We start from the raw sequence: 12,820 nt of genomic DNA on the forward strand, positions 1-12,820 counted from the left end.
CCCTGGACGCCCATGAGGTACCTCGATCACGTTTACTTGTTCGTCGGCGATACCTACACCGATGACCTGCCGATCAGCGCCGACGCTGTCGGCAAGGATGTCGTGTTCAAGGTCGACGCGTCGGAGTTTGTTGCCGACGAACATGACATCGTACCGATTCGCTACGAAGTGCAGCTGTATCAGAGTACCCGCGAACCTTCGGACACCCTGAATCTGAAATTGCAGACGGGTTTCGCCGCTGCCGCCACACTGGATTTGAGCACTGAACACTACGTCGTATCTGTCGACAAGCCCCCGCCTGTGCCTCCGCCGGCGGCGCGCATGACCCGTAAAGCCACTTGGGGCCAGGCGCCCTACACCTACGAAAGCACCGATCCGTTGATCGCCAGTGCCGATGCAGAATCGGGCGAGATCACCGCCCTCAGCAACGGCGCCTGCACGATTCGCGCGACCGACAGCCAGAGCCAGAGCCGCGAGTATCCACTCACCGTCAAGGGTATTCAGAAAGTGCACTTCCTGAGTGCCGGTGCGGATTGGGAGGGCATGACCAGAATTTGTACCGCTGCAAAACTGCAACCGATCACCCTCGCCCAGACGAAACGGCTATGGACGCTTTATTTTCCCGACAGCGGCCCCGTCGCGGACTTCCTCGAGTGGCTGAACTACCCGGTATGGACCGCCGACATCCTTGGCGCCAATACCGCCTGGACTTACGACCTCAACGGTTCTTCGGTCAATGACAACGCCACCAGCCAGGACATGGCCTCGTTCTGGCAGGTTTTGGGTATCTCCCAGACTTGAGCGACTGCGACCAAAGACTTGTGGAGATCGCCATGCGCAGCACATTGCAAATCAGATGTCTGTTCCTCGGATTGGCGCTGTCTGGGCAAATCCCTGGATCTCCTGCGCGCCTATCCGTTCGAATTTCCGATGCCCGCCACCAGACCGGAAATGGGCTGCGGCCGGGTCTGCGCCGTCATTTGACGCCGGCACCTGCGGCTCGGCCGGTATCTGTCGAACCCACGGCGGACTTCGCCGTTTTCACCCCCTCTCTCCAAGCTGGAGACGGGCTGGTAGGGGCTCGATACATTCAACGCGATTATTTCCAGGTCACGGGGCGCTTCCTTCCGGTCGTGCGTGTGCTGTTAACGGCAGCAGCTGGTTCGACGTTCACTTATGACGTCGAGGATCAGGCTCTGGGAGATTCGAGCACGCAGGCTTTGTCGACAGCAATCCCGTTCCAGCCAAGAGCGATGCGGGACGACTAGGGTGATAGCCCCGGGATCCAGAACGGCTACGCACGCAGACCATGATCCTGGAACCGTTGGTCGAAAGACCCTGCGCACCTGTCAGATCTGACAGTACCCCTCTCCCCGCCCCTCAGGTTCAATAAAAAACCGTCTGCGATCCCATTGCGTGCTCGTTCAGGAGTTTCGTCATGCTCAACCACAGTCCGCTTCTGTTTCCCCATCTCGACCAGCCCGTCACCCTGGCGCTTCGGCCCATGCAGATCAGCGGCGCAGTCACGCCAGTCGAGGAGGCCGATGGCGGGATCAATATTGCAGTGGTCGAGGAAAGCGCCAACGGTGTGCTGTGCGTAATCGTGGCGTACCTCGACATGCTGGAGGGTGACGAGAATGTCGTTTACTGGGACGACGCTCCGGTGCTTACCCGAAAGGTTGAAGCGGGGGAAAAAGACACACACCTGTTCTTTTACCTGGACAAAGTGCTGTTCACTCCCGGTCTGCATGAGTGTTTTTATGAGTTGACCCGGTTCGGCGAAACCGCGCCGGACGATCCCTCTGTGGTGTCGCTGTTTTTCGTCAAGCTCACCAGCCCCGGTGGCCGAGACAGGGAGCCTCATCTGCCCGACGGGCACTCCGAACTGCACATCGCGCAATTGCCACAGGAAATCATCGATCAGGGCTTGATCGACGCAGAGTGGGCAAAAAAAGGCGTTCCCCTCACGGTTCCTGCTTATCCGGAAATCAGGGTGCGAGACACGATTCTGATGCGCTGGGGCAGCCATACCCTGGCGCCGCACCTCGTCACGCTCACGCAGGCGGAAGGCAAGGATCCCATCGTGATCGTCGCCACACAGGAAGACATTCTGGCCGGTGGCGACAGCGCGGCACAGGAAATCAAGTACGACGCTCACGATGAAGTATGGAACTGGTCTTCCCGGCACTCCAAACGCACGCGGGTCGCCGTCGACGCCGGCGCCTGGCGGCTGGATGCCCCGATTATCAAAGAATCGGTCAATCAGATCATCACGATCATCAACTTGAACAAGGAGGACGTCACGGTCCAGGTCCACATCCAGGGCTCGGATTTCGCGCTGAACGACTCTGTGAAAATGACCTGGATCGGCACCCCCTTCACCGGAAATCCGTTGATTCACACCGAAACCAAACCGGTGGAGAACATTCCGAGCGTCATGGAATTCAAGGTGCCGTACGCGCAAGTCCGCGCCATCGCCATGGGCCGGGCTGATGCCTCCTACGTGCTGACGAAGGCAGACGGGAGTCCGCCGTTATCCTCCAAACGCGAATTCGCCGACGTGGTGGGTGAGGTTTCGATGCCGGACGCACCGACGATTGTCGAGTTGCTGGGTGACCTACTCGAGTCGGACAGGCCTTACGCCACGGTACTGATCAAGTACCTGAGCATTGCCAATGGCGATCTGGTCGCCATTCACTGGATAGGAAAAAAGTCCAACGATCAGCCCTATGTCCATGAACTCACGCACACCGTCAGTGCCAACGAGGCGAAAGAAGGCTTTTTCACTGCCTACATCGACGCAGAGCATATCGGCGTGCTCCACAACGGCAGTCTCGATCTTTGGTACACCGTGTCCAATGACAAGTCGGAGCTCTTCGGCGTCAGTGATTCAGAGCATCTGTTGGTCAAGGTGCAAGCCGTCACCGCGACACTGACCAGGCCCGAGGTGGAGGAAGCCGACAAGAACCCCGATGTGCTCGACCCTTCCAAAGTCTACGATGTCGTCCACATACTCATCGAAAATCCGCCAACGCAAAAAGACGACATCGTGACCTGGTACTGGCAAGCGACCCACCCGTTCGGCAGCACCAGCGACTGGCTGCCCATCACCTCGCTGAGCGCCGGTAAAACGCTGCGATTTCGAGTGCCCGCGAACTTCGTGACGATCAGTATCGGGCAGTACGTCAAGGTGCGTTACTCGTTAAAGCACGCGACCACAGGTTTATACAGTCACTCCGCCGTACTCAATCTGCTGATCGGGTCGCTGGTAGGTGAATTGCCACCGCCGCAAGTCAAACAGGCACCGAACGCCGTACTCAAAGCAATGGATGGGTTGAACGGGGTGGACGTCAACGTCAGCTACGACAGTATGGATCCGGCCCTCGATATCATCCCCCTGCACTGGATCGGAACGCCAGGCGCCGGCACATCAACAGATCTTGAGCTTCCCGGGCACAGCAGTGGCAGCGTGGACGTTCATCTTCCTCCAACGCTCATTGGCCCCAACATCAACAAAACCGTGGACGTGAAGTACTTCGTGCGCCGCTATGGCCACGAGACTGAATCAGAGTCGCTGGGCCTGAGAGTCACGGGATTCGACGACCCTGAGAAGGATCTGCCTCGCCCCGACGTATCTGAGTCAGACAACAACCGGATCCTGGATCTGATGACGTTCAACGGGAACGCCACAACGCTCGTTGCCAAGTGGCATTACATTGCCCTCAAACAACGCCTCTGGCTCAAGGTGGAAGGCAAGACAACGGCGGGCGGCGACTACGTCATCCGGATGCTCGAGGGCGACGAGATCACTCCGGCGCAGGTCGGCAGCGGGCTGAATGAAATCCTGCTCAGAAGCGAATTGATGAAACTGGGGCATTCCTCACCGGCAAACGTGATTTGCAAAGTCTCGTTTGATGGCAGTGCTCAAGAAGCCGATGCGATTGAGTTTCCGAGGTTGCCGCTGACGATCAGAACCCGATATGACTGGGTGACGCCTGTCATCACCAGCGTGACAGATGCCCGTGGCGACGTACCCGAAGGGGGGAAAACCCGTTACAAGCAGGTCACTGTCAAAGGCACTGCAACTCGCGATGAAACGGTTGAGCTTTTTTATGCAGTTTCGACATCCCTGGGCACCGCGTCCGTAGATGAAAAAGGCGAATGGACCCGCATCATCAGCGGTTTGACCGAGAAACCCTACAGCATTACCGCCAAGGCGTTGTACGGCGCCGATCCGGTCACCAGCAATCCCAGAACCTTCGAGGTCAAGTTCGCTGAAACCCCGGAGATCAACACAGTGACCGACTCCAGAGGCCTGGTCGCCCCCAACGCCATCACCTACGACAACAGTGTCGCGATCGAAGGCAGCGCTACACCCAACGAGCGGATTCAGCTTCAACAAAGCGGGACACCAATCATCGACCTCCCTGTCGACCCAAGCGGAGTCTGGCGACATACACTTTCCGGATTGACGGTAAAAAGTTACGTACTCAATGCCAAGGCGCTTTATGACATTCAGCCAGAGCTGAGCCCCCCCTATCCTTTTCGCGTCGGGCAAGCCGTCACACCGACCATTTCTCGTGTGGTCGATGTGAAAGGCGACGTCGATGCGGGCGGGACGACCTACTACAGGAGTGTCACGCTGCACGGCAAAGCCAGTCCCAATGAAAAGATCACGCTTAGCGATGGAAACACTCCGATAGACACGATAGATGTCAAACCCAGCGGCGACTGGGAATATTCCTACGGCAATCTGACGTTAAAAACGTACAGTCTGACAGCCAAAGCCGAGTACGGCAGCGAACCTGTCTCTGCACCACCGAGGGCATTCACCGTTGCCGCGTTCATTTCCCCGAGCATCACCTCGGTGACCGACAGCAGAGGGCCGTTAAGGCAGAACGAAACCACCTATGACTCAACGGTTGCTCTGCTGGGACAGGCGACACCCAAAGAACAGATTCAGGTTTACAACAAAGGTACAGCTATCGGCCCGCCCGTCACTGTCGGTGTCGATCGGCAATGGCGCTCGACTGTCACAGGGTTGGGAGTGACGTCACACAGCCTGTCGGCAAAGGCGCTCTACCCCGTTGATCCGGTCGAAAGTCAGCCGTTCAACTTCAATGTGGCCGCCCACACCCCAGTGACGATCACGTCTGTGCACGATGGCATCAGCGAGCTGCTGAACGGTGCGGAAACCAAAAGCACCTCCGTCACATTGCGAGGTAATGTCACCCCTGATTTCGAGGTGCAAATCCACGACAACAACTCGCCCAAACACACAGTGCGTGCCATAGGCAGTACCTGGACCACAACACTGGGTGTTGGGCTGGGCCCGCACTCGATCACGGCGAAGGCCGTGAGCACCGGGCAGTTCTCGGGGGCGCGCACGTTCAGGGTTATCTCACCGATTCCGCCACTGACCATCAACCCGGCCCCCATGAGTCTGAATGCCTGGCACTTCAGGGATGGCAACACACCAACCAACCCTCCTTCCGGCGCCTTTGGCGACAGATCGGCAAGTGGCGGCGTGCCTCCCTACAGATATGCTTCCAGCAACCCCAACGTTGCGGAAGTCAACATCAGCAGCGGGCGCGTCATTTCCAAGGGCAACGGTTCGGCAACCATCACGGTTACGGACGGTGCCAATCAAACCGCCAGTTACACCGTCACCACTTCAAACGTGGACCATTTGTTTGGCACAGGCGTCTTCAATACCTACACCCAATGTGCAAACGCGGCGGCCGGTATGGGAGGAAGAATTCCTTCTCTGGCCGAATGGCGAGCCTATATCAATAACTACGCCGGTCAACGCACCATCGAGGGCTGGTGCTGGGCGTCTGACTCGGGCGGCTTCGCCAAACGGATGGTGATCTACCCGGCCACAGGCCAGACTGAGACCCGACCCGATTTCGGTGGCGCCGGCAGCACCGCCGGTGGCGTAGGTATTCGACGCGCATAAAGGCCAGGCACAAAAAAGCCGCTACTCTCTGAAGGAGTAGCGGCTTTCCTGTATTCGGGGGCCGTGACTTACCAGCTATACCGCACCCCTACATTCCCCCCCCAAGGCTGCTCGATATGCTCGCCATTGGCGTAATCCAGATCGACATGCACCTGCCATTTGTCCGACATGGCCACCGCCACACCAGCGCCGAACTCCGCCCGTGAACCCGACAGGTCATTGTTGAACACGTTGTTGTTGACCTGCACTTCGTTGTTTTTGGCAAATTCGTGAGCTATCGCTGCACGTACATAAGGTTGCGCAACGGCACCATTGCCAATGTCGAAGTTGCGCCCGGCCGTGGCGCCTGCCTTGCCCAGGAAAGAGCGGGTACGATCACCCTCGGCCTGCATGTCGTTGTCCAGGCTGAAGCGTTTGCCCTGGATCTGCGCTGCCGAAAACTGAACGAAGGGTTCAATGAAGTAATCGTTGCTCAACTTGATGTGACGACCGCCTTCAACCGACGCGCTGACACCCCAGTTATCGTAATCGCCCTTGGCACGCGTGCCGTCGCTCAAACCGACCTTGGCCTCGTTCCGGAAACGGTTGAATTTCAGCACACCGTCAACGTAGTAACCGGTGTCGCGGTCCATCCACGTCACATACGGCCCGAAGTAATAACTCTTGACCGTGCCCGAGGTGCCATGTTCAAGACTCAGATCGGATTCACTGAAGCCCCCCATCACACCCACCAGCACGCTGTCATTGAGTCGGGCGTCGGCTCCGAGGGAAAGCCCTTGCTGGTTCTGCTTGTACGCCACACCGGAACTATCGGACACGTTGTACTGGTTGCCATAGGTGCGTGCCCAGGCACCCGACTGGCCACCGTTGAACCGCAACTCGCCCATACGGCTGCGCAATGAGCTGGCTTCGCCGTACAACAGGGTAATCGGAGAGTTGAACAAGGCCAGTACCGCACTGGCGCCGGGGCTGATCACCTGGGTGGTCGGGTCGAGGAACCATTCCGTACCGCTCGTTCCACCTTGTCGTTGGGCCAGGTCATAGGACCAGGCACCGAGATCCACTCGCCCGCCCGTCAAAGCAAATTGCGCATCACCAGCGGCGGTGCGCACCAGAGTCAGTTGCTGCGGGTTCACTGCATCCAGACCGGACGCCGCCACCAGCAACCCGAACGACCCGGTCGCCACACCTGTGACATTGAGCAAGTCATGCTGGCCCGTGGCGAAGTTGCCCTTCATCGCGAAGGTGCTGGAACCGTCCGGCGAACCGGCGAGCGTACCGACGTTCAATTGGTAGAAGGTATTCGGAACATCCTGCGCACCAAAGCGAACCGTCCCACCACTCATCGCGAGAGTTCCTACGGTGTCGTTGCCCGTCAGGGTCCAGATCGAACCGCTGTTGACGGTCACGCCATCGACCTTGTCGAGACGGCCAGTGAACTGCGAACTGTTCTGCAGGGTGACGTTGGCGGTCGAACCGTTTTCGACCAGCACGTCGCCCTTCATGTTGCCCTGATCGAAGGTGAGATTGGCGGTACTGTTGCCGGTGACGTTGACGTTGCCTTGCAGCGTGCTGTCGCTGACAGACATGCGCGCGGTGGAAGCGCCCTGCACCGTCAGCACGTTGCCGTTGCCCCCCGTCAGGGAGGACTGGTTCAACACATCAAGGGTGGCATTGATGCCCTTGTCCACAAGAATCGCATCACCGGTGCGGCCTTCCAAACTGGCGTTGTCGAGCTGCAGTGAATTGTTGCCCAGGCCCGAGGGATCCCTGCCCATAGTCACCCCGGTCTTGTCGCCGCTGATAACCGTGTTTGCGGAGGCGCGTACATCCCCCCCCAATATGTTCAGGCCGGTACTGTCAGCCCCTGTGCCCGTCACCTGACTGTTGATGAGCGTGAGCGTGCTCAAGCCAGTGACCTGAGCACCGATTTCCCCACCCTTGAATTGGCTGTCGGTTGCAGTGACCGTGGAGCCCAGGGTCGAGCCGGTAGACCGATTGACCGCCAGCCCCATAAAGTCACTGGTCACGATGGCGCGAGTGAGATCACCCGTGCTGCCGGTTATGCGGATTCCCTCCAGCCCACCGTCGGCATTGACCGTTGCACCGTTGATATTCAACGTTGATCCGGACGTGACAGACAGACTCTGGGTGGTGGCCCCCGCGATGTTCAGCACACTTGCGTTGCGTACCAGATAATCGCTTTGCGGTGTGCTTGCATCGATATTCAGCGTATTGCCGTTATCGACAATAACGGCGGCAAAAGAATGCCCGCCGGTAAAAAAAAATGCTGGCAGCACGACCAGCATTTTAAAGAGTCCTGCCGCAGCATTTTTTTGCAGCGAAACATGGTTTTTGTTCATGACGTGGCTTCCTGAATATTCATCACCTCACATCTTTCAAAAGCAACGCCGAAAGACTGTAAGAGGCGCGAACAATACCTACCCGGGTCATTGAAAAATGTAGGAGAAGTCCTAGTTCCGGACGGAAAAGTCCTTTCCCGTTCGAGAAATGATCCACCTGTTTCAACAACCGTTTCAGCGAGGACACGGGAGGCGTAGCCACCTCCCGTGTTTCCTTTGAAACGCATTGAATCAGGTGGGCAACGGGCAAGTTCCGCCATCACCCGGATTGACCAGGTACACCCTGACCAGATGCTGGTTGGAGGGCGTGTCGCGCCCGTTAATGACAGCTGTATAACGGACGCCACCCCATGCGTTAAGAGTCGCGAGGAGGGGCGCGTATGGGATCTTCACAATGAAGCCAACCGCGGCTTCCTGATCTGTCGGTGTGTAGGGCACCTCCTCGAATGTCCCTTCTTTGGGGTTTGCACCGGCGGCGTCGGTATAACCCTGATAGGTGAATTTCAACTCTTGATTCGCCAGTGCCAATTCCCCACCCGGGACCTGCACCTCGACCACCACACCCTGGATGGGATCCAGGCGCAAGGATGTGCAGTTCAGCCAGTCAGTAAAGTCGGGATCAAGGTGTGAAAATGCCGGATCAGGAACAGTGTCCACTTGAATCTCCACATCCACGTTCCTGGGTTGTGAAATATCTACGTTGTCGTTCAGGGGATGACCAATGACGTAAGCCATCGGGTGCGTTGGATCACCGTTGCCTGCCGCCGCAAAAACGCTCCAGTCGACGTCCCACTGCAGAGATGTGGGAACAGGGTCTGGAATCGTAATGAGGCCACCATCCGCCTCAGAAACAAGCTGGCCCGCATATTCAAGTTGAACGGTGTCATCTTCCTTGGCGTCGGTATAGGTATTGACCGTGACAGTAACATCCTGATCTTTGTCGGCTGCTCGCAACGTATTGACAGTGCCCCCGGAACCTCCCTGAACCGTCACCAACGCCAGATCTGGATTGATCGGGCTTGGATTACCTGGATCAATCGGCAGACCGGGCTTTCGCAAATCAACGTCAACATCTTTTGAAATCGGAGTTGGCGGGTAATAGGTGCTGCCGCGTTTGATTTGGTAGCCGACCGCTACCGTTTTTTCACCAGGGTCGTTGTTGAACACGTCTTTGAACGGAATATCGACGTAAAACGGGAACCCGCTGATGGGCTTCGCCTCCTGCAGAATGCCGTCATAGGTCACCACCAACTTATCTCCCGGCATGTAGTGGGTGTATTCGGCAAGGATTCCCACGCCCAAAGGCGTTTGCGCATCCGCCAGATCGACCAGACCGTCATCGACATCGTCATACAGCGGAATACTAAGGGGCAACAGCCCCTCGGGTGGGTCTGTCAAAACGACAGTAACGGAGACTGGTGGAGAAATGGCACTTGGGTTTCCCTTACGGTCGGTGATTTTGAAAAAAAACGCGTGAGTCCCTTCACCTGTCTTGAATACTTGTTCAGCAGTAAGTTTAAGCACGATCTCAGTGGTGGTATCAGTCCGGGTGACCGAATCGACAACCTCTGCCAACGGTATCGAGTCCCCATATAACGCCTCTATAAAATCGCCAATCTTCATATCTCCATACTCAGGAATCGTGATAGCTACAAAACCATTGTCGTCCAGGTATTTTTTGGTAAGACCGTTATCCACCACTTCTTTCGGAAGAATAACCGGAAAAAACGGGTGTGGAGGAGTTCTATCAACGTTGCACTCCAACGGAACAGAGTTGCTGGTATTACCGCCTTGATTGATAAAGTATCCCAACTCATGTGTCCCCGGCCTATTGGTGTATCCGGCAGGAAACGTCATATCGATTTCAAGAATAGTATCGTCCAACGGCGTCTCATAATTGTATCGAGTAGAGGTTATCCGACTTCCGTCAAACGTCAGTTCAATGAAGCCCGGTACTGTCTCCGTTTCGCCAGCCTCCTCAGGCCTCGGAACCAGACACTTGAAAGGCTTTCCCTGCAGGCTCAGCGGAATCTGATTGATTTCATCATCCGACGTATCGCCTAGAAATGGGTTGTCTGAATGCACTTTGATGACGGGCGCATCAACTTTTGTAACAGCACGGCGAACTTTAAGATAATCGACGCGACTTTGTTCAGCGGGCGTCAATGGTTTCAGACTTGCCATTTTTCAGCTCCTTCAGAAACGGGCTTCATATGCCCGGAATTTTGCCAATCAACTAACGCCCAAAACGCGGGCACAACACTCTCTGTCAGCCACGAATAAATACTCGTGACTGTCCCGACTAAAAACGGCTAATGCACTTTAATTAATCAAATACCCGTTACGGTTCCGTACAGGTTTCATTAGTGGGTGAGCACACTGCACCACTGGGCATGGTTCTATTGATAATCACGAAATCTTTTTTTGAAACACCCTGCCCACCCGTAAACTTTTTCAAGGTGTAATGACATAACGCCGAACCCTGGTTTTCCATCGGCGCTATCAATCTTTCGTAATCGGTCACATGCACTTCAAAACCGTTTCTTGCCTGATCCGCACTCAAAATGGTCAAGAACGGTTCCGCGGCCCCGGGAATCGGCTTGGTGCCATTCGGTCCCGCGCATCCCTGCCAGAACAAAGTCACGATGTCCTTCTCGTCAAACGCCGGGTTGCCTTCAATCCTCACGCGCACCCGCTCCCAGAGACGCGGTTTCGCACAGCAGTCAAGCGTCCCTCTGATGCCAGCGTCAGGGAACGAAGGCTCTTGGAGACCTTCGATAATGATGATCGACACCTTGACGGGCGTGAATGGAGCCAACTGCTGGTTGATGCCATTGCTGGTGGTGTAATGGACCGGCAACGCCGGGTTCAGCCGGTCCTGGTCAATGACTGACCAAGGAATATTGAACGGCACTCTCTTGCCGGCAACGTCACCGCTCTGGACGATGTATTGCGCCACGGGCGTACTGATGCTCCCCCAATAAACTTCGATCGTGTGTCCTCGTTCAGGTGCATCGAACAAGGTCAGGAAGCCGTCGGCGTCCTCGCCGAAATCTTCGGTAAGCAATGTGTTCAGCACCTTGGATTTGGCGCCGTAGATCTCCAGCAAGGCAAGCTTGGGGTTCAACAACGCCGGCGCATTGGCGTGATCCTGGCCTGCCACCGTCAGGTTCACCGATACCAGGGTTTCCATTGACGGTTTGCTATCCACGCCCCTTGTACGCACGCGGTAAGTGACACGAGCATTCACCGGACCCAGCCCCTTGGCTGTGAGCGCACTCCACGGCACAGGGATCACGCAAGGAAAGTTGGCCGGGTCGACATACTGCGGCGGCAGACCAGTGCCATCCCAGTCCAGCAGTATCTGATCACCGCTCAACGGATTGTCATAGGCATCGATTTCGACCGTCACCGCCCCTTGGTCGACCGCCCCCTCCCGGGCGTGCTGACGATCGATCAAGCCTCTGTCCGACAGGGGGATGCGCGGAGGCTTGTGAATGGGTGCCCCCGGGGTCAGATCGACGAACACAGGCAGCGGCCGCGAGCGCGGTCCCCGGTTTCCGGCCCAGTCGCGCAAGCGATAATAGATGTATCGCTGTCCATGACCGCGCAGGCGAATTTCGTCTGCGTAGACGGTGATGATGAGTTGATCGTTATCGATATCAAACTGACTGAACGCCTGCTCGCGTATTTCGGGTTCGAAGTCCGGTGGCGGGTTGGTGTCCGTCCAGTAATAAATCGCCCGGTCACGGGCCTTCACGTCCAGATAGAGACGTACTTTGAAACGAACCTGACCGTATTCGTCCAAATAGTCATCGGTGATATTGCCCACAAGATCCAGCAGCTCCAGCATCGCCGGTTCCTGGCCGTCATCCGGCGGCACTCTATCGACGGTGATGGTTTTTTTCAGCGATTCCGCTGCGTTGCCACCAATCACGAGCTTGTACGACAGGTCGTAAACGCCAGGTGCCAGGTCCCCTTGAGGCACCGAAACAATCTTGTCACCCGGAGCAATGGGAATATCGAACGGGAACACACCCGCCGTGTCGTCATCAAAGGGAAGTCCCCTTCGCCTGAAGCCCACCCGCACGACGTCTTTTAAGAATTCCGGCTCTGTGGAGAAATCCCACGCCGGAATCGTGATTTTCAAATCGCGATTCAATACATCGCGAGGTAATAGCCCGTCCGGGCTCTCGTTACCCTCTTCGTCTTTCAGGATATCCGGAACAATCGGTTCTGGAATAACCACAAGACTCGCTTCGTCATCACCGCGCGTGTGTTGCGGATCCATCGACGACTCATCTGAGGGCATAGCGAAACTCCCCGGTAATTGAGCGGACAATGTTCCCGCGCAGGGCAGTCGTGAAGATAAAACGGGCCGTTGACTGACGGTGGCGTGGAACGTTTGTGACCCAATTAGATGCCTGCCGGAAAAAGCTGCCTACTGTCAGAAATACTAGGTTTGCTTACCGTTTGTCGGGAAGTCGATGGAAATGAC

General features: G+C 56.6%; 6 protein-coding genes. 3 read left to right on the forward strand and 3 right to left on the reverse strand.

The window, feature by feature from the left end:
• Nucleotides 1-12: 12 nt before the first annotated feature.
• The 3 genes from KVQ82_RS22215 to KVQ82_RS22225 all read left to right on the forward strand — a co-directional run bounded on the left by KVQ82_RS22215 (nucleotide 13) and on the right by KVQ82_RS22225 (nucleotide 5,959).
• Complete coding sequence (locus tag KVQ82_RS22215) at nucleotides 13-801, forward strand: hypothetical protein (RefSeq protein ID WP_260687722.1); 789 nt, start codon at nucleotides 13-15, stop codon at nucleotides 799-801.
• Nucleotides 802-833: 32 nt separating this feature from the next.
• Nucleotides 834-1,268 carry a hypothetical protein gene (locus KVQ82_RS22220; protein ID WP_222015910.1) on the forward strand — a complete coding sequence of 145 codons (435 nt, stop codon included), beginning with the start codon at nucleotides 834-836 and terminating at the stop codon, nucleotides 1,266-1,268.
• Between the two features lie 170 nt (nucleotides 1,269-1,438).
• Nucleotides 1,439-5,959, forward strand: coding sequence for an Ig-like domain-containing protein (locus KVQ82_RS22225; protein WP_222015933.1), 4,521 nt, complete (start codon nucleotides 1,439-1,441; stop codon nucleotides 5,957-5,959).
• Nucleotides 5,960-6,027: 68 nt separating this feature from the next.
• On the opposite strand, the gene KVQ82_RS22230 is transcribed toward KVQ82_RS22225, so the two are convergent.
• From KVQ82_RS22230 to KVQ82_RS22240, 3 genes are all read right to left on the reverse strand, one after another.
• Nucleotides 6,028-8,268, reverse strand: a complete 2,241-nt coding sequence (locus tag KVQ82_RS22230; RefSeq protein ID WP_260687723.1) for an autotransporter outer membrane beta-barrel domain-containing protein — start codon at nucleotides 8,266-8,268, stop codon at nucleotides 6,028-6,030.
• Nucleotides 8,269-8,553: 285 nt separating this feature from the next.
• Nucleotides 8,554-10,506, reverse strand: a complete 1,953-nt coding sequence (locus tag KVQ82_RS22235; RefSeq protein WP_222015938.1) for a hypothetical protein — start codon at nucleotides 10,504-10,506, stop codon at nucleotides 8,554-8,556.
• A gap of 157 nt (nucleotides 10,507-10,663) precedes the next feature.
• Nucleotides 10,664-12,613, reverse strand: a complete 1,950-nt coding sequence (locus KVQ82_RS22240; RefSeq protein WP_222015940.1) for a hypothetical protein — start codon at nucleotides 12,611-12,613, stop codon at nucleotides 10,664-10,666.
• Between the last annotated feature and the right edge of the window lie 207 nt (nucleotides 12,614-12,820).

Origin of the sequence: Pseudomonas sp. AO-1 (assembly GCF_019775695.1) — a bacterium.
In the GTDB taxonomy this organism is placed as follows: Bacteria; Pseudomonadota; Gammaproteobacteria; order Pseudomonadales; family Pseudomonadaceae; genus Aquipseudomonas; species Aquipseudomonas parakoreensis.

Bases quoted from the DNA above. Each gene is read 5' to 3' on its own strand.
- KVQ82_RS22230 (WP_260687723.1), bottom strand. From the start codon at position 8,268: ATGCTGGTCGTGCTGCCAGCATTTTTTTTTACCGGCGGGCATTCTTTT.
- KVQ82_RS22225 (WP_222015933.1), top strand. From the start codon at position 1,439: ATGCTCAACCACAGTCCGCTTCTGTTTCCCCATCTCGACCAGCCCGTC.
- KVQ82_RS22220 (WP_222015910.1), top strand. From the start codon at position 834: ATGCGCAGCACATTGCAAATCAGATGTCTGTTCCTCGGATTGGCGCTG.
- KVQ82_RS22215 (WP_260687722.1), top strand. From the start codon at position 13: ATGAGGTACCTCGATCACGTTTACTTGTTCGTCGGCGATACCTACACC.
- KVQ82_RS22235 (WP_222015938.1), bottom strand. From the start codon at position 10,506: ATGGCAAGTCTGAAACCATTGACGCCCGCTGAACAAAGTCGCGTCGAT.
- KVQ82_RS22240 (WP_222015940.1), bottom strand. From the start codon at position 12,613: ATGGATCCGCAACACACGCGCGGTGATGACGAAGCGAGTCTTGTGGTT.